Annotated in this window: 19 protein-coding genes and 1 pseudogene; 15 read left to right on the top strand and 5 right to left on the bottom strand. The window is 44.0% G+C overall.

Annotated features, from left to right (window positions below; genetic code table 11):
* Positions 1-38: 38 nt before the first annotated feature.
* A complete protein-coding gene (locus AC07VD_RS04895; RefSeq protein ID WP_046381473.1) occupies positions 39-938 on the bottom strand; it encodes a PepSY domain-containing protein in 900 nt (299 codons plus the stop codon).
* Between the two features lie 211 nt (positions 939-1,149).
* On the opposite strand from AC07VD_RS04895, the gene AC07VD_RS04890 reads away from it, so the two are divergent.
* Both AC07VD_RS04890 and AC07VD_RS04885 read left to right on the top strand, forming a co-directional pair.
* Complete coding sequence (locus tag AC07VD_RS04890; RefSeq protein WP_038428106.1) at positions 1,150-1,833, top strand: response regulator transcription factor; 684 nt, start codon at positions 1,150-1,152, stop codon at positions 1,831-1,833.
* Positions 1,830-3,296: a sensor histidine kinase gene (locus AC07VD_RS04885; RefSeq protein ID WP_494721518.1), complete on the top strand. Its 1,467-nt coding sequence runs from the start codon at positions 1,830-1,832 to the stop codon at positions 3,294-3,296. The genes AC07VD_RS04890 and AC07VD_RS04885 overlap by 4 nt, the downstream gene beginning before the upstream one ends.
* Here AC07VD_RS04885 and rocR read toward each other — a convergent pair.
* On the bottom strand, positions 3,278-4,663 hold the full coding sequence (gene rocR, locus AC07VD_RS04880) for an arginine utilization regulatory protein RocR (RefSeq protein ID WP_076457344.1): 1,386 nt from the start codon (positions 4,661-4,663) through the stop codon (positions 3,278-3,280). The two genes, AC07VD_RS04885 and rocR, sit on opposite strands and share 19 nt — an antisense overlap.
* A gap of 237 nt (positions 4,664-4,900) precedes the next feature.
* On the opposite strand from rocR, the gene rocD reads away from it, so the two are divergent.
* From rocD to rocF, 3 genes are all read left to right on the top strand, one after another.
* A complete protein-coding gene (gene rocD / locus AC07VD_RS04875) occupies positions 4,901-6,106 on the top strand; it encodes an ornithine aminotransferase (protein ID WP_033882758.1) in 1,206 nt (401 codons plus the stop codon).
* A 222-nt stretch (positions 6,107-6,328) separates the two neighbouring features.
* The gene (locus AC07VD_RS04870) at positions 6,329-7,732 is read left to right on the top strand and encodes an amino acid permease (protein WP_494721519.1); all 1,404 of its coding nucleotides are present in this window, start codon (positions 6,329-6,331) and stop codon (positions 7,730-7,732) included.
* Positions 7,733-7,804: 72 nt separating this feature from the next.
* Positions 7,805-8,695, top strand: a complete 891-nt coding sequence (gene rocF / locus AC07VD_RS04865) for an arginase (protein WP_003226959.1) — start codon at positions 7,805-7,807, stop codon at positions 8,693-8,695.
* 34 nt (positions 8,696-8,729) lie between these two features.
* Here rocF and AC07VD_RS04860 read toward each other — a convergent pair whose 3' ends face one another.
* Both AC07VD_RS04860 and rapG read right to left on the bottom strand, forming a co-directional pair.
* Positions 8,730-8,846 carry a Phr family secreted Rap phosphatase inhibitor gene (locus tag AC07VD_RS04860; protein ID WP_014478535.1) on the bottom strand — a complete coding sequence of 39 codons (117 nt, stop codon included), beginning with the start codon at positions 8,844-8,846 and terminating at the stop codon, positions 8,730-8,732.
* Complete coding sequence (gene rapG, locus AC07VD_RS04855) at positions 8,847-9,944, bottom strand: response regulator aspartate phosphatase RapG (RefSeq protein ID WP_017695778.1); 1,098 nt, start codon at positions 9,942-9,944, stop codon at positions 8,847-8,849.
* A 110-nt stretch (positions 9,945-10,054) separates the two neighbouring features.
* Here rapG and AC07VD_RS04850 point away from each other — a divergent pair.
* The 6 genes and pseudogenes from AC07VD_RS04850 (at position 10,055) to fdhA (ending at position 14,404) form a co-directional block, all read left to right on the top strand.
* Positions 10,055-10,524: pseudogene (locus tag AC07VD_RS04850) on the top strand (GNAT family N-acetyltransferase).
* Positions 10,525-10,665: 141 nt separating this feature from the next.
* A complete protein-coding gene (locus AC07VD_RS04845) occupies positions 10,666-11,403 on the top strand; it encodes a YiiX/YebB-like N1pC/P60 family cysteine hydrolase (protein WP_015250821.1) in 738 nt (245 codons plus the stop codon).
* 10 nt (positions 11,404-11,413) lie between these two features.
* Positions 11,414-12,577 carry a YycP family beta-propeller protein gene (locus AC07VD_RS04840; protein ID WP_101169718.1) on the top strand — a complete coding sequence of 388 codons (1,164 nt, stop codon included), beginning with the start codon at positions 11,414-11,416 and terminating at the stop codon, positions 12,575-12,577.
* 15 nt (positions 12,578-12,592) lie between these two features.
* Positions 12,593-12,841 (top strand): DUF2651 family protein, encoded by a 249-nt coding sequence (locus AC07VD_RS04835; protein WP_014481460.1) that lies wholly within the window; start codon positions 12,593-12,595, stop codon positions 12,839-12,841.
* Between the two features lie 103 nt (positions 12,842-12,944).
* The gene (locus AC07VD_RS04830; RefSeq protein WP_014481459.1) at positions 12,945-13,115 is read left to right on the top strand and encodes a hypothetical protein; all 171 of its coding nucleotides are present in this window, start codon (positions 12,945-12,947) and stop codon (positions 13,113-13,115) included.
* Positions 13,116-13,177: 62 nt separating this feature from the next.
* Positions 13,178-14,404 carry a formaldehyde dehydrogenase, glutathione-independent gene (gene fdhA / locus AC07VD_RS04825; RefSeq protein WP_003226972.1) on the top strand — a complete coding sequence of 409 codons (1,227 nt, stop codon included), beginning with the start codon at positions 13,178-13,180 and terminating at the stop codon, positions 14,402-14,404.
* Positions 14,405-14,437: 33 nt separating this feature from the next.
* Here the strand turns inward: fdhA and AC07VD_RS04820 are convergent, their stop codons facing one another.
* On the bottom strand, positions 14,438-14,851 hold the full coding sequence (locus AC07VD_RS04820) for a hypothetical protein (RefSeq protein WP_029318551.1): 414 nt from the start codon (positions 14,849-14,851) through the stop codon (positions 14,438-14,440).
* A 184-nt stretch (positions 14,852-15,035) separates the two neighbouring features.
* Here AC07VD_RS04820 and AC07VD_RS04815 point away from each other — a divergent pair, with 184 nt between their 5' ends.
* The 4 genes from AC07VD_RS04815 to AC07VD_RS04800 all read left to right on the top strand — a co-directional run bounded on the left by AC07VD_RS04815 (position 15,036) and on the right by AC07VD_RS04800 (position 17,702).
* The gene (locus AC07VD_RS04815) at positions 15,036-15,206 is read left to right on the top strand and encodes a CxxH/CxxC protein (protein WP_003219122.1); all 171 of its coding nucleotides are present in this window, start codon (positions 15,036-15,038) and stop codon (positions 15,204-15,206) included.
* Positions 15,207-15,286: 80 nt separating this feature from the next.
* Positions 15,287-15,766, top strand: coding sequence for a 23S rRNA (pseudouridine(1915)-N(3))-methyltransferase RlmH (gene rlmH, locus AC07VD_RS04810; RefSeq protein ID WP_003226975.1), 480 nt, complete (start codon positions 15,287-15,289; stop codon positions 15,764-15,766).
* A gap of 42 nt (positions 15,767-15,808) precedes the next feature.
* Positions 15,809-16,849 carry a ParA family protein gene (locus tag AC07VD_RS04805; RefSeq protein ID WP_217017354.1) on the top strand — a complete coding sequence of 347 codons (1,041 nt, stop codon included), beginning with the start codon at positions 15,809-15,811 and terminating at the stop codon, positions 16,847-16,849.
* Positions 16,842-17,702, top strand: coding sequence for an SIR2 family protein (locus AC07VD_RS04800; RefSeq protein ID WP_217017353.1), 861 nt, complete (start codon positions 16,842-16,844; stop codon positions 17,700-17,702). Before AC07VD_RS04805 ends, AC07VD_RS04800 begins: the two co-directional genes overlap by 8 nt.
* Positions 17,703-17,707: the final 5 nt, after the last annotated feature.

The raw sequence follows: 17,707 nt of genomic DNA, 5'->3' as shown, positions 1-17,707 counted from the left end.
TTGAATTTCAGTTATTTTACTGCTGGCAAGCAGTTATTTTATTTGCAAATGCTTCCGTTTTCAGCGTTCACTTTCACTGTATGTTCAGTGTGGTTTTGGGCAGTGATTTTAAACACGTAAACGAATGTGCCGTTTTCTTTCTTCAAATCAGTAGATTTCACTGTGCCTTTACATTTATTTAGTGCAATTTGATGTGCTTTTGTTTTTGTAACGGCTGCGTTTTTCTTTTGCACTTCTTGTTTTACGATTTTACCGCTGTCACAGTTGACATGAATTTTATGAGTTTTTCCATCTTCGCCAAGCACTTTGACAACGTAGATGTATGCGCCGTTTTCTTTCTTCAGTTCAGAAGATTGAACTGCGCCTTTGCATTTGTTGAGTGCGATTTGATGCGCTTTTGTTTTAGAAAGATGTGCTTGTTTCTTTTGCTCGTGTTTTGCGACTTTGCCGTTTTCTCCATTGATATGGAGCGTGTGAAGGCTTCCGTCTTCACCCATTACTTTCACGACGTAAGCGTAAACACCGTTTTCTTGCTTCAGCTCAGAAGATTGAACCGCACCTTTGCAGTTTTTCAAAGCGATCGATTGGGCTTTTGTTTTGCTGATATAGCTTTGTTTCTTTTGAACATCATGTTTCACAACTTTGCCGCTGTTGCAGTTGACGTTCATCGTATGCTGTTTGCCGTCCTCACCGAGAACTTTCACAACATATACGTATGTGCCATTCACTTTCTTCATTTGGGCCGTTTGAACAGTACCTTTGCATTTGTTCAAAGCAACCTGTTTTGCCTTTGCTATTGTGATAGAAGCCTGTTGCTTCGTCTCAACCTTCGTTGATGTATCATCCTTTTGAATGACAGCGGCGTGAGCAGAAGTGAAAGAACTGATTGAAATAATCGTTCCCAGTGCAGCTCCTGATAAAACTTTAGTGATATTCATGTGAGATTCCTCCTTTATTTCATTGTTGGCTGTACCAACTAAGGCAATTGTATAGGCCGAAGCTGAAAATCAAATGAGGGCTGGCTGAAAACTTGCTGAATTCAGCTGATTTTTAGGGAAGATTCAGTTTGTTTTCAGTTAAAAACGAATAATAGGAGGGGAAGGGAAAAAACTAATCAGAGGTTTATGCCAACTAAGGAGAGAGCACAGCATGAATAGGATGAAAGGCATCAAGATTTTGCTCGTGGACGATGAACCGGCGATATTAGATTTTTTGACAATGGGTCTTGAAAATGAAGGCTTTGAAGTGAAGACAGCAGCTGACGGAATGACAGCGATGAACACCGTAAAGACATTTCAGCCGCATGTGGCCATCTTGGATGTGATGATGCCCGGAATGGATGGACTGGAAGTATCAAAAATGATAAAAAAAACCGGCCATACCGCGGTTATTATGCTTACGGCCAAGGATGAGGTGGGGGTTCGGGTAAAAGCGCTGACAGAGGGCGCTGATGATTATATGATCAAACCCTTCAGCTTTGAAGAGCTGCTGGCGCGAATCTATGCGAGAATTCGGGATCACTTTCCCAACCTGTTTGAAGAATTCGCGCTCGGTCCGTTTCGAATTGATGATCGGCGCAGAGAAATCCGCTATCAGGAAGAGGTGCTCAAGCTTTCAGCAACAGAATACGAGCTTTTAAAGTTTTTGGTGCTGAATCACGGCCTTGTGCTCAGTAAAGCAAGGATTCTGGATAAAGTATGGGGGTATGATTTTTACGGAGAAGAGAATATTGTTGAAGTGTACATTCGATCCTTGCGGGAAAAATTGAATGACAAAAAGCATGAAGTGATCCGAACGGTTCGGGGTGCGGGCTATCGGGTGGATATTGAATGAAAAAACGATTCAAAACACTGCGCTTTCAGCTTTTATTCCGTTCATTATGCATTCTCGTTCTTCTATTGGTGTTTGTCGGCGCTATGCAATATGTGTTTGGAAAACGCCTCTTATATGAAAACCGAGCTGTCAGCATTCAAAGTTATATCAACTCAACGGAGCCAACCATCTGGAATAATATTAAAACATACAAAAGCCATCCCGACAGCTCGGAAAAGTCAGATGGTGCTGTCCGTCCCGCCTTTATCTATCCGGGCGTGACCATTGTTTTTATCGATAAGAAAACAAAAGACAGTACGGTATTGTCGACCGATCCATATGCGGGAGCACCGCCAAAAGTGAAAAAAAGTGTATATGATGAGGCATTAAAAGATACGATGGCCTTGCATTACAAAATCACGAAAAATGAATCCGGCGAGGAAGTGCTGATTGTGTTTCAGGCTATTACTATTGATGGAAAAGAAGCAGGCGTGATCCAAATGAGTACTTTAACAGAACCACTGAAGGACGTACTGCTCCGGCAAATCAGCATTTATTCCACGCTCTCGCTGGTTGCGCTCCTGCTCGGGCTTTTCACGTTCTTGCCTGTGGTCAGACATACGCTTAAACCGTTATCACAAATGGTACATATGATGGGAGAAATCAATGCAGGAAATTTGAATAAAAGGCTTCCTGTATATCGAAAACAAATGGAAATCGACACGCTCGCTATTTCGTTTAATCGCATGCTGGAGCGGATTGAAACGTCATTTAAAGCAGAAAAAGAAGCGAAGGAGCGCATCCGGCAATTTGTATCAGACGCTTCACATGAATTGAGAACGCCTTTAACGTCCATACACGGCTTTATCGAAGTGCTGCTGCGTGGCGCCGCGCTTCAGCCGGAGCAGAGAGATAGGGCGCTGAATAGTATGTATGAAGAGTCGAAGAGAGCCACTCGGCTGATAGAGGATCTGTTGTTTTTAGCAAAAATTGATCGGGTGCCGAGCTTTGAAATGAAGAGAGGAAATCTCGATGCGCTCATAAGGGAGATGGAGCCGCAGCTCAGTCTGCTTGCGAAAGAAAGAAGGCTGCAGCTGCTGCTTGAGGATGACGCTAAAGCGGTGTTTGACCGGGATAAGATGAAACAGGTCATTCTGAATTTGGTTTATAACGCGGTGCAGTATACAAATGAGAGAACCGGTGCCATCACCATTTCTCTGCAAAAAGGCAGTTCCGGCGTGATGCTGATGATAGCAGACAATGGCACAGGCATCGCGCCGGAACATTTGCCGCATTTATTTGACCGGTTTTACAGGGCAGACCCATCCCGCTCCCGGAAATATGGAGGTTCGGGATTAGGCCTTGCTATAACGAAATCGATTATTGACAATCAAAATGGGACGATTGACGTGAAAAGTGAAATCGGCAGAGGCACTGTTTTTCTGATCAGGCTTCCTGCTCCGGATTATTCGTTAGACGAGTGAGAAAATTTCTTCAGCCGATATTGGAGGCTTTGTCTGCTGATGCCAAGCTCCTGAGCAGCTTTCGAGATGTTATGGCCGTGTTTTCTTAACACGTTCTCTATCACATATTTTTCGAAGCTTTCCATTTTTTCTTTTAAGTCCGCGGCCGGCTGGTGTCTTGGTGTTTCAGGCTCTGGGATGTCAGCCGGCTTGATTTTCATTCGGTATTGATAGGGCAGATGGGAAGCCGTAATCGTTTGCTCGTCCGTCATGAAATTCATTGCGCCTTCGATCATATGCTCAAGCTCGCGAATATTTCCCGGCCAGTCATAAGAAAGGAAAAATTGCTTCACGTCATCGCTGATGTGTTCAACATTCATTTGGAATAGATGGTTGTTTTTCTGGATGAACTCCGATGCGAGAAGCAAAATGTCTTCTTTTCGTTCCCGAAGCGGCGGGATGATCAGTGTGACGACACTCAGCCTGTAATACAAGTCCTTCCGCATTCGTTCGCCTGCAATTGCATCAATTGGGTCTTCATTCATCGTGGCAATAATACGTACGTCAATCGGTGTATCCTTTGTCGAACCGATGCGCCTGATTTTGCGTTCTTGAAGGGCGCGCAGCAGCTTCGCCTGAAGGCTGAGATTCAGCGAGTTGATTTCATCTAACAGCAGCGTCCCGCCGTGGGCTTGTTCAAACAGGCCGGGCTGGTCGACAGCGCCGGTAAACGCGCCTTTTTTCGTCCCAAACAAAATGCTTTCCACAAGGCTGTCTGGCAGTGCCGCACAGTTTTGCGAAATAAACGGGCCGCCAGAACGATCGCTTCCATTATGGATACTTTGCGCGAACAGTTCTTTTCCCGTGCCGGTTTCGCCTGCGAGAAGGACAGATGATGACGTACGGGTTGCCCGCTTGGCGTTTTCGATGACGTCTCGAATGGCCGGACTGGTGCCGAGAATACTGTCAAACGTATAGGTTGTGCTGCCTTTTTTGTTCATATTCTCCCTGATCAGCCGTTCAAGCTTTGTCACATCCTTGGCAATTTCAACGGCGCCCCTGATTTTGCCGTCTTGGACGATGGGATATGTATGATTGATCGTCGTAATTTCCTGGCCTTTATTATTGAAATAGCTCTGTTTGACGTTTTTAATCGTCTTGCCTTCCTGAAGAGCCTGTACCAGTGTGCTGTCCTGCTGCTTTGAAAACATAAACACATCCATCAGGTTTTTATTCAAGACGTCATGCTTCTCCATATCTTCAATCTGCATCATTTTATTGTTATAAACGATTGTGTTTCCATGCTCGTCTACCACGTGCAGGCCAACATCGATTTCATCTAAAATGCTCTGAAAAACCAATGTGAGGAATTCGCTGTCTTTGACCACTGTATGAACCTCCCTCAGTTTTCTTAATATTGCTTCTATTTTATAAAAAAATGGAGAGGATATGCAAAAGAATTTTGCACTTGCTGGAATTTTTGCTCGAAATATCAGAATGTTTTTGCACCTTGTCCTCGAAAATTGTAGAAAACACACGAATTCTTGATTTGGCACAGAACTTGCATTTATATAAAGGGAAAGCAGGATAACATGTTGAAACAGAAAACAAGGGGGAATTCAAATATGCCAGCTTTATCTAAATCCAAAGAAATTATTGATCAGACGTCTCATTACGGAGCCAACAATTATCATCCGCTCCCGATTGTTATTTCTGAAGCGCTGGGTGCTTGGGTAAAGGACCCGGAAGGCAATGAATATATGGATATGCTGAGTGCTTACTCTGCGGTAAACCAGGGGCACAGACACCCGAAAATCATTCAGGCATTAAAGGATCAGGCTGATAAAATCACCCTCACGTCACGCGCGTTTCATAACGATCAGCTTGGGCCATTTTACGAAAAAACAGCTAAACTGACAGGCAAAGAGATGATTCTGCCGATGAATACAGGAGCCGAAGCGGTTGAATCCGCGGTGAAAGCGGCGAGACGCTGGGCGTATGAAGTGAAGGGCGTAGCTGACAATCAAGCGGAAATTATCGCATGTGTCGGGAACTTCCACGGCCGCACGATGCTGGCGGTATCTCTTTCTTCTGAAGAGGAATATAAACGAGGATTCGGCCCGATGCTTCCGGGAATCAAACTCATTCCTTACGGCGATGTGGAAGCGCTTCGACAGGCCATTACGCCGAATACAGCGGCATTCTTGTTTGAACCGATTCAAGGCGAAGCGGGCATTGTGATTCCGCCTGAAGGATTTTTACAGGAAGCGGCGGCGATTTGTAAGGAAGAGAATGTCTTGTTTATTGCGGATGAAATTCAAACGGGTCTCGGACGTACAGGCAAGACGTTTGCCTGTGACTGGGACGGCATTGTCCCTGATATGTATATTTTGGGCAAAGCGCTTGGCGGCGGTGTGTTCCCGATCTCATGCATTGCGGCGGACCGCGAGATCCTAGGCGTGTTTAACCCTGGTTCACATGGCTCAACATTTGGCGGAAACCCGCTTGCATGTGCAGTGTCTATCGCTTCATTAGAAGTGCTGGAGGATGAAAAGCTGGCGGATCGTTCTCTTGAGCTTGGCGAATACTTTAAAAGCGAGCTTGAGAGCATTGACAACCCGGTTATTAAAGAAGTCCGCGGCAGAGGGCTTTTTATCGGTGTGGAATTGACGGAAGCGGCACGTCCGTATTGTGAGCGTTTGAAGGAAGAAGGGCTTTTATGCAAGGAAACGCATGATACAGTCATTCGTTTTGCACCGCCATTAATCATTTCCAAAGAGGATTTGGATTGGGCAATAGAGAAAATTAAGCACGTGCTGCAAAACGCATAAATCCGCACCATGGCGGGATATTCACTTCGTTTGTATAAATTTACAACAGAAAAATCAGCACTCCCTATTTGCTCAGCTACAGTATTTTAGTATAATGTATCTTTATGAGAAGAAGTGAATTTTATATTAAATAGATAGAGACTCTTTGGACAGCAAACTGGGATAGCACCATGCAGATGTTCCAGCTTAGATCCAATACAAGTTGCTGAAGGGGTGCAGAAAGTGAATACAAACCAAGATAACGGAAATCAGCTCCAGCGGACAATGAAATCACGCCATTTGTTCATGATTTCATTGGGCGGAGTGATCGGAACCGGTTTCTTCCTTGGAACCGGGTTTACCATTAACCAAGCGGGACCGCTCGGCGCGGTTCTGTCCTATTTAGTGGGCGGCTTTATCATGTTTTTGACCATGCTCTGCTTAGGAGAGCTGGCAGTCGCCTTTCCTGTGTCGGGGTCCTTCCAGACCTATGCCACGAAATTTATCAGCCCGGCCTTCGGGTTTGCGTTCGGCTGGCTGTACTGGCTCGGCTGGGCGGTTACATGCGCCATTGAATTTTTATCAGCGGGGCAGCTGATGCAACGCTGGTTCCCGCATATAGACGTATGGATTTGGTGTCTGGTCTTTGCGGCACTGATGTTTATTTTAAATGCGATCACCACAAAAGCCTTTGCGGAATCTGAATTCTGGTTCTCGGGCATTAAAATTTTGATTATCCTTTTATTTATTATTCTCGGCGGAGCTGCCATGTTTGGCCTGATTGATCTGAAGGGCGGAGAGCATGCGCCGTTTTTGACACATTTTTATGAAGACGGGTTATTTCCGAACGGCATAAAGGCCATATTGATAACGATGATTACCGTGAACTTTGCGTTCCAGGGAACTGAGCTGATCGGGGTTGCGGCCGGAGAAAGTGAAAACCCTGAAAAAACGATTCCGCGGTCGATCAAACAGACAGTATGGAGAACGCTTGTCTTCTTTGTGCTTTCAATCATTGTCATTGCCGGCATGATTCCGTGGAAACAGGCGGGTGTCGTGGAAAGTCCGTTTGTAGCCGTATTTGAACAAATCGGAATCCCATATGCAGCTGATATCATGAACTTTGTTATTTTAATCGCGCTGTTATCTGTTGCGAATTCAGGTTTATACGCATCAACGCGTATCCTGTACGCGATGGCGAATGAAGGACAGGCCTTCAAAGCGCTCGGCAAAACAAATCAGCGCGGTGTGCCGCTAAACGCGTTAATTGTAACGATGGCTGTGGCTTGCCTGTCGCTTCTGTCAAAAGTAGCGGCGGCTGAAACCGTATATATGGTGCTGTTATCATTGGCGGGCATGAGTGCGCAGGTCGGCTGGATCGCGATTTCGCTTTCCCAAATCATGTTCAGACGCAAATATATCCGTGAGGGCGGGAAGATAGAAGATTTGAAATTTAAAACACCGCTGTACCCGGTGCTTCCGCTGATCGGCCTAACATTAAATACGGTCGTGCTCATCAGTCTTGCATTTGATCCGGAGCAGCGTATCGCGCTGTATTGCGGCGTACCGTTTATGATCATTTGCTACATCATTTATCATGTCGTCATTAAAAAACGCCAGCAGGCGAATCGTCAGCTAGAGCTTTAAAACGTTGTCCGTAAGTCATCTTTGTTATAACCCGCATAGGACATTATCTTAAATGTTGAGGTGGAATCACAGATGGATAAAACGATTTCGGTTATTGGAATGCCAATGGATTTAGGACAAGCACGACGCGGAGTGGATATGGGCCCGAGTGCCATCCGGTACGCTCATCTGATCGAGAGGCTGTCAGACATGGGATATACGGTTGAAGATCTTGGAGACATTCCGATCAACCGCGAAAAAATCAAAAATGACGAGGAACTGAAAAACCTGAATTCCGTTTTGGCGGGAAATGAAAAACTCGCGCAAAAGGTCAACAAAGTCATTGAAGAGAAAAAATTCCCGCTTGTCCTGGGCGGTGACCACAGTATTGCGATCGGCACGCTGGCAGGCACAGCGAAGCATTACGATAATCTCGGCGTCATCTGGTATGACGCGCACGGCGATTTGAATACACTTGAAACTTCACCATCGGGCAATATTCACGGCATGCCGCTCGCGGTCAGCCTCGGCATTGGCCACGAGTCACTGGTTAATCTTGAAGGCTACGCGCCTAAAATCAAACCGGAAAACGTCGTCATCATTGGCGCCCGGTCACTTGATGAAGGGGAGCGCAAGTACATTAAGGAAAGCGGCATGAAGGTGTACACAATGCACGAAATCGACCGTCTTGGCATGACAAAGGTCATTGAAGAAACCCTTGATTATTTATCAGCATGTGATGGCGTCCATCTGAGCCTTGATCTGGACGGACTTGATCCGAACGACGCACCGGGTGTCGGAACCCCTGTCGTCGGCGGCATCAGCTACCGGGAGAGCCATTTGGCTATGGAAATGCTGTATGACGCAGGCATCATTACCTCAGCCGAATTCGTTGAGGTTAACCCGATCCTTGATCACAAAAACAAAACAGGTAAAACAGCAGTAGAGCTCGTAGAATCCCTGCTAGGGAAGAAGCTGCTATAATAAGAAAACCCCCGCACCCGCGGGGGTTTTTCATTTATCCAATCATTTTCTCAGCGACTTTCATCTCCTGTGAATGGATTTGATGGTCCGCAATAAACCAACCTGATAAAATCACCGCTGCGACGCCTGCGCCAATCAGAAATCTTTTCATTTATATAACCTCCGTTCGTTTAATCAGTTCTTCAATCTGTAATGCTTCATAAAAAAAGTGGGCAGCTTCTTTGTAAAGCTCAAGTTCCCTATACCGTTCGCCAGCCAAAATGGAAAGTTCTCTTACACTGTCATACTCTTTCTCGGACAACAAGTCATCCATATGTTGTTTGCATAAGTGAAACGTTTCCGCATGACCCCCTTCTGCATAAATGGCATATAAAATGTCTATTTTTGCCTCACATATTCTATTCGGCTCAGCAGTCAATTTTTCCTTCACGTCTTGGTAATAAGATAAGGCCTGTTCTTTCTTTTTGATCTTAAACAGCTCTCGTATCAGCAAGTAGGCAGAATGATAATAATAGGCGGAGCGGGCATACTCATCGTTCCGTAGAGCCTCCTCTAATTTCGAAACCGCTTCTTCTGATTTGCCGCTTTGCGCATGAAGAAGGCCGAAGTTATGCAAAAGCTGGGCTTCAAAAAAATGATCCTCTAATTCACTCGTGATCCGAATTGCTTCGTCCAAGTAAGCCTCAGCTTCTTCAAACTGGCTCATCTCTGTAAAATTGCCTGACATGGTAATCAGGGCTGAAGCCAGCTTCTTTTTATAATCAGTTTCTTCCCTGAATGTTTTGACTGCTTGCCGTGTATGATTGAGGGATACAATATTTTGTCCCAGCTTATAATAGAGCTTTCCGACCTTCAGGTGAAATTCGGCTTTCTCAATCGGATCGGGAATGTTGTCGAGATACTGCTCTGCATCTTTATACAGCCCAATGGCAATGTCATAATTATTTTTATAGGCCTCATACATGCCTTCAAACAGAAAAAAGTAATATTTCAGCATGTCAGACGTAGCATTCATATGAGAAGGCTCCTCATGCTGAAAGCCCTGTCCTCTCGCCTCGTGAAGCAAAACCTTGTGGCGCAGTTCCAATAAGGAGAAGTAGGCAAGCACCTCCTGATCCTCTTCCATGTCATCCAATAAAGGCTTCACTTCTTCAAATAAACGGGAGGATTCTTCAACTTCATGTTTCTTGATGGCAAGGTACCAATCGTTGAGCATGCTAGCGATTTCTGCGGGTGCGATCTTATTCATGTGAAACTCCTTTCTCTAGTGACTTATCAATCTCAGTTGCTTATTCTGATAGTAACACCTCTTTCTATTTTATGTAAAATCCTCTAGTCAATATATGAAGGAGAGATGATATGACAATCATGCTGACCACAATGCAGTCAGAAGAATTTCGGTCTTATCTCACATACACAACAAAGCATTACGCGGAAGAAAAGGTAAAAGCGGGAACATGGCTGCCTGAAGATGCACAGCTTTTGTCTAAGCAGGCGTTTACTGATCTGCTTCCGAGAGGGCTGGAAACACCCCATCACCATTTGTGGAGCCTCAAGCTGAATGAAAAGGATATCGTTGGCTGGCTCTGGATACATGCTGAACCGGAGCATCCGCAGCAGGAAGCGTTTATTTATGATTTCGGGTTATATGAACCGTATCGGGGAAAGGGCTACGCAAAGCAAGCATTGGCGGCATAGATCAAACGGCACGCAGCATGGGAATCCGCAAGCTGTCCCTTCATGTCTTTGCCCATAATCAGACGGCGCGAAAGCTATATGAGCAAACCGGATTTCAAGAAACAGACGTAGTGATGAGCAAGAAGATTTAACGAAAAGGGCCTGATAAAGGCCTTTTTCTGTAAACGATTTCTAAAAATTCTGTAAATAACCTAGTTACTTTCCTTATTTTCCTAATATAATGTGGGTGAGGAAATTACCTTTCCTACACTCACAAGAAAAGAGGAGATGTAATGAAGTTGAAGAAACGAGTGTCGATGTTTTTGGTAGCGCTTACAATGTGTGGCGGCCTGTTTGTTTCTCCCGCCAAAGCCGTAAAGACCACAAATTATGCTGAAGAAATCGCCGCACTGCAGCCAGGCACGACACCGGAAGAAATCATGAAATCTGCCAGCCAGATTGCCAAACAGCAGCACGTAAAGCAGGACGTTATCCTAAAACAGTTCTATAAGGAAATCACGGCTGATAAAGCAGAAGGAGACCGGCTCGCCAAGGAAAGCGGCATGTCTATCATGGGCGGGTCGTCCGGCACGAAAAAACTCCCGACAAGCGCGAAAGGCAATATCTATTACACGAACTCCTACACAGCCTACTACAATCACGGCCACGTCGGCATGTACTCCGCTGCTGACAAAATTGTTGAATCTGTCCCGAGCGACGGCGTCAGGCAGATCGCTTATAATGCCAGAGACGTGGAAGACAACTCCATTGTGCAAACCGTCAGCGTATCCTCATCTCAAAAAACAGCTGCTGCCGACTGGGCGGTATCAAAAGTCGGCGACCCATACTCATTTAACTTCGTCAATAACAGAAATACGGGCCATGACGGCGCCAAAAACTGTTCAAAGCTCCTATGGTCTGCCTTTTTGCTAAAAGCAGGGATTGATATAGACAGCAACGGAGGCTTAGGCGTGTATCCGCGCGACATCACAAGTTCTTCGTATACGACAACCATCATGACCATTTACTAAGGAGAAGGATATGAAAAAGTGGATGATTACCATCGCCATGCTGATTCTCGCAGGAATCGCACTATTTGTCTTCATTTCTCCTCTCAAAAGCCATAAAACCGTAAGTCAGCAGGATCTCAGAAACCCCGATTTCCTGGATGACAAAGAAGTCCTGCTGTATTTCTCATCCTCTGCGGATCAAGATGCATTTGGCGGCGGGAAAAGCTACGCCCTGTTTATCAGCCAGGACGGGACGCTGTCTTCCTTTCAGATGAAGGGCCTTGAGCTGGGCTCAGCAAAGGTTCACGGTGACAGCGTGATGCTGGAGGACAAAAACACGATTTATACGATCAAAAACGGCCTGCGCTCCCATAAAAGAGCCTATCAGCACACAGGCGACAGCGCAGGCTTTCTGCAAAACACGGACGGCTTTTACACCTTATACAACTCCGGCTACGACAAAAAGAAAGACGGATACCGCTCAGAGCTGTACCGGCAGATGGACGGTGAGTGGAAAAAAGACGTCATCTCCTACTACATCCGAGCCTCCGGTTTCCATGACGGCGCCATTTACGCACTCGTCCCGACAGATGACGAAAAAGGCTATGAGCTCCTTCAGATTCAAGCAGATCAAAAGAAGCTCACTTACCACAAGATAACGGAATGGCAGTACCGGGAAGGAGCCTCAGTCGAATCCCAGCTTGCAGTGGACGACCAAGCTGTGTATGTCATGGTTCGCGGCCAAAAAGCCCACAATCTCTATCAAATGGTCAAGATCAACAAAAAAAGCGGCAAAGTAGAGCTGCATGACATCGCCGAATACAAAAACGACGAACAAACGATATACAGCTCCATGCCCTTCAGCTTTAAAAACAGCTTTTTCCCTTATGACGGGAACCTGTATTTCATTGACGGCTTCGGAAAGGTACACAAAATCGATGCCAAGACAGGAAAAACAAACATCGCCTTCACCCTTTCCCAGGACAAAATGAAAGCCGATTTCAAAGAAATCACCCAAAAAGGCAGCAGCCTCTATTTCTTCACATACACGTATAACAAGCCTGCCTACATTGAACAGTACAGTCTGAAAACCGGAAAGAAAATGAAAGAAAAAGAGATTAGGAAGGTAAAGGATGTCGTGACGCCGAAGAGTCATTTGAAGCTGTATGATGTTGAGGTGATGAAGAGGTTTTAAGGCAAGGAGGGTAGTATGGGAGCCATCGCCGTTTTATTTATCGTTTTTGGTTTTCCGATCATCGCAGGTGTATTTGGTATAGCGGGTCATTTTTTATTTAAGAGATTTTGGGTGGCACCGCTCATCGTCCTTATCGCGAGCTTGATATTGTTAGTTACGTTAGCTTCGGGCAATAGCTCATTCATGTTTTGGGTTGTTATATATACGGCGATTGCGTTAGTAACCAGTATTGTCACATTATTTCTCAGGAAATTTTTTAATTGATCTCTAATTATAAAGAGACTGGTGTGAAGTCTCTTTTTTTGTTGAACCGAAGTTTGCAGAGATTTTGGGTATGTTTTAGAAACGAATCTAAAGGAGGGATTACATGCGCACCAAACGGGTTATTCTTCTGGCAGTAATGATCAGCCTGGTTTCGGCCATTACTGTGTTCCTGTTAAATGGATGTAAAGTCGACTTCTTAGACATCGGCGGAACCATTATTGGCTGCTTTCTTGGCATATTTGTTGTTATAAGAATACAGAAAAAACAGTCGTGAAAAAGGGAAAGAGTCATGCCGAACCGAAGTCATGTTCAAGGACCAAGAGTCCAAAAACATGAATGGGAGGAATGGCGTTGACAGGAAACAAAGCGGTTGTGTACAAAGGCAAAGGGACTGTAGCGGTGGAGGATATCGGTTATCCGGAGTTAATCTTGAGGGACGGGCCCGGCGTCCCGAAGGCGAATGTGAATCGAAAATGTGAGCATGGGGTTATTCTCAAAGTCATTACAACCAACATTTGCGGAAGCGACCAGCATATGGTCAGAGGCCGCACAACGGCGCCTGAAGGCTTGGTGCTCGGGCATGAAATTACGGGAGAAGTCATTGAAACGGGGCGTGATGTTGAATTTATCAAAAAAGGAGATATCGTATCCGTTCCTTTCAATATTGCCTGCGGACGCTGTGTGATGTGCAAAACGCAGAAAACGCATGTGTGCCTGAATGTCAATCCGGACCGGCCGGGATCGGCTTACGGCTACGTCGATATGGGCGGCTGGGTCGGCGGCCAGTCTGAATATGTCATGGTGCCATACGCTGATTTTCAGCTTTTGGTATTCCCTGATAAAGAACAGGCGTTAGAAAAGATTCTCGATTTGACCATGCTGTCCGACATTTTCCCGACCGGCTTCCACGGAGCTTACACAGCGGGCGTGCAAACAGGTTCAACCGTTTATATCGCGGGAGCGGGGCCTGTTGGCTTGGCAGCTGCACACTCCGCTCAGCTCCTAGGCGCCTCAACCGTGATTGTCGGCGATCTGAACGAAGACAGACTGGCACAGGCGAGAAGCTTCGGCTGTGAAACGGTCAACGTGCAAAAACACGACCGCCTCGGCGAGCAAATTGAACAAATACTAGGTGAACCAACCGTTGATGCCGCAGTGGACTGTGTCGGCTTTGAAGCATCCGGACACGGCAATCAAGGAGAAGCGCCTGCCGCCGTGCTGAACTCGATCATGGACGTCACCCAGGTCGGCGGCAGCCTTGGCATTCCAGGCTTATACGTGACCGAAGATCCCGGCGCAAAGGATGCGGACGCCAAAACAGGCTCATTAAAGATCCGCTTCGGACTCGGCTGGGCCAAAGCCCACACCTTCGTCACCGGACAAACGCCCGCCATGACATACAACCGCAATTTGATGAAAGCGATCCTGAGCGGCAGAGCGCAGATCGCAAAGGCCGTCAACGCCACTGTCATTTCTTTGGACGACGCGCCAAAAGGCTACAGCGACTTCGACAAAGGCGCAGCCAAAAAATTCGTCATCGACCCGCATGGAACATTGAAGTAAAAGAAAAAGCCGGACGTTCTCAGAACGCCGGCTTTATTGCTGGTAATCCGTTTCTTCAAAGCGATCTCCTGTTTCGTCTTGGACAATTAAGTCCCCTTCGATTTTGTCCAGTCCAATCAAAATATAAGGGTTTTTCTCATTTGCCGTAGGAGCAGGTTTTCGTTTCACAGTTACAATCGTTTCTTTAGGTGAGAATTTGACGTCTGACACTTCAAGCTTCTTATCTTTCTCGCTGCTTCCGAGAGACACAATAACCATTTTTCTCCCTTCTAAAATGGTGAAGACTTGATATCCTTTCACGTCATCATGCATTTGGAGATAATTAGCGTATATTTCTAAGTCTGGACTGCCTTCACCGATTCGATCCTTCTCCAACACCCAATAAGACGGCTGACACCCAGCAAGCAGCAACATGATCACAAAAAGCCAAACCCATCTAAAGCGCAAATGCAGACCTCCCCACACATCGGTTACATCCAAACTAACACACGAGCGAAATAGAGTCATCAACAGCTTGTTTGTCGAATTGTGGATAAAACTCAGCCCGAAGCACTACTAACATGTGAATAAATAGGTTATATTGAGAAGAGAACATTTGTAAAAATGGAAGAAAACATCGGAGGATTTGAACATGAAACAAGCGTATTATTCTTGTGAAGAACACATCGAAACGGTGCTGGATATGTACATAGACGACCACGAGCTGCCGCCCGAAATCAGAAAAATCGAACATACTAACAGTTTATCCACAGCCTGTGAATTATGTGGAGACCCCGCAGTATATATAGTGGGGAACGAATGATCTTACACAAAATACAGAAAAGATATCCACAATTGTGGACAACATATATGAATAACTTGTTTTTAAAGTGGGGATGACCTGTGAATATCAATATTGTGACAATCGGAAAACTAAAAGAAAAATACCTCAAGCAAGGCATTGAAGAATACACCAAACGACTTTCGGCCTACGCAAAAATCGACATCATCGAACTCCCGGACGAAAAAGCGCCGGAAAACCTAAGCGACCAGGACATGAAAATCATAAAAGACAAAGAAGGCGACCGCATCCTATCAAAAATCAGTCCCGACGCCCACGTCATCGCCCTCGCCATCGAAGGAAAAATGAAAACATCCGAAGAACTAGCCGATACAATAGATAAGCTGGCTACATATGGAAAAAGCAAAGTCACCTTCGTCATCGGCGGATCACTCGGATTGAGTGACGCAGTGATGAAGCGAGCGGATGAAAAGCTGTCGTTCTCAAAAATGACGTTTCCTCATCAGTTGATGCGTCTTATTCTGGTGGAGCAGATTTATCGGGCTTTTCGGATTAATCGTGGGGAGCCGTACCATAAGTGAGATTGTACATTAAAATATAAATCTAAAATGGGAGTGCATAATATGAAAGTTGTTACTTTTTTTAACAACAAAGGTGGAGTTGGAAAAACTACATCGGTTGTTAACTTAGCAAGTTATTTAAGTATAAATTTTAATAAAAAAGTGCTTTTGATAGATTTAGATCCGCAATCTAATTCTACACAACTAATAATTTGTGAAGATAATTGGGATAAATTTTATGGGGAAAACCCAATTCATAATACAATATTTAACTACTTTGAAAATATGGACGAGGGTGACCCGAATATAAAACACATTGAAATACCTGTTAACAAAGAAGAAAATAATTATCAGATTGATCTAATTCCTGGTCACCCTAAGTTGGCAATTATAGATGATTTAATGAGCCGTAGTTGGAATGGAACTCTTGGACAGGACAAAGGTGAACTACGAAAGCTAAATTGGTTAAACCAGTTGAAACCTTGGATTTCTGAATATGACTATGTCTTTATTGATGTTGGACCTTCTCTGGGTGCTTTAAATAGGAGCATTCTACTTAATTCAGATTATTTTGCAACCCCGATGGGTTCAGACATATTTAGTTTATTGGGGATAGAGAATATTGGCACCTGGGTAAATAGGTGGATGGATCTATATATGGATGCATTAAAGAATATACAAAAAAGTGATCCTGATTTTAATCTTGACTCATTTAGTGATAAATATCGTATAAATACTAATGTCAAAAATTACTCAAGATTTATAGGTTATTCTATTCAGCAGTATTCCAAAAGAAAATTTAAAGGAAGAGTCAGACCGGTACAAGCTTATGAGAAGGTAATTAAAGAAATGCATAGTACTATATTGAAATATTTAGGTGAATTCATCCCTAGTGATATAAAAGAAGAAGATATCAAATTAGGTGATATCCCATATGTATATAGTATAGTGCCATTATCTCAAACTGCTAATACACCAATTTTTAAATTAGACTATAAGAGTGGAATAAGAGGAAACCAGTCTAGTAGTGTAAAGGAATATACAGAATTTATTCATAAAATCGCATTGAACTTTCTTAAAAACATAGGTGATGAAATTGAGTAATGTAATTTGGCCAGATAATTTAGTTGAAGAATTGGCTTATCGGAGATGTGTACTATTTTTAGGATCTGGTGTCTCTGCTACGGCTAAAAATGATGAAGGAGTTTCCCCAAAAACATGGGGAGATTTTTTGGAAAATATTATTAAGCTAATCAACAATCCTAGACAAGAGGATCTGAAATTTATTTATAGTATGATAGAACAGAAAAATTATCTTTTAGCTCTTCAAGCAATATATGACTTATGTGATCCGGGTGCATATAGTAAATACTTAAAAGACCAATTTTCTAGGGGAGGATTTAATCCTTCTTCTGTTCATTTAGATATAAAAGAAATTGACAGTAAGATTGTTATCACTACAAATTTTGACAAAATATACGATAGCATTTGTAATGAGTCTCAATACGTTATTTATGATTATCAAAGAACAAAGTCAATTATTTCGAATATTAAGTCACCAGAAAACATAATTATAAAAGCACATGGATCTATTGATGATACTGATGAAATAATTTTTACATCTAAGCAGTATTATGAAAATCAAGAAAAATATCCTGAGTTCTATTCTTTATTAAAATCGTTATTTCAGACGCATACTGTATTATTTTTGGGCTATAGCTTGAGTGATCCAGATATTAATTTAGTCTTGCAGTCCATACGTAATACTTCTAACAGTGCAGCACCTCATTACATTGTAATAAAAGAGGGAGTATCAGAACATATTATTAAGCAATGGGAAGAAACCTACAACGTCAGGTGTTTAAAGTTTGGACCTGAATATATTAATTTTAATGAGAGTATTGAAGATCTTAAAAATATGGTTTTAGGACTAAGAGAAGAACGCCAAATCCCATAACAAAA

This window comes from Bacillus sp. GW821-FHT01G09, from assembly GCF_059422205.1.
This window is presented reverse-complemented; position numbering and strand designations above follow the sequence as displayed.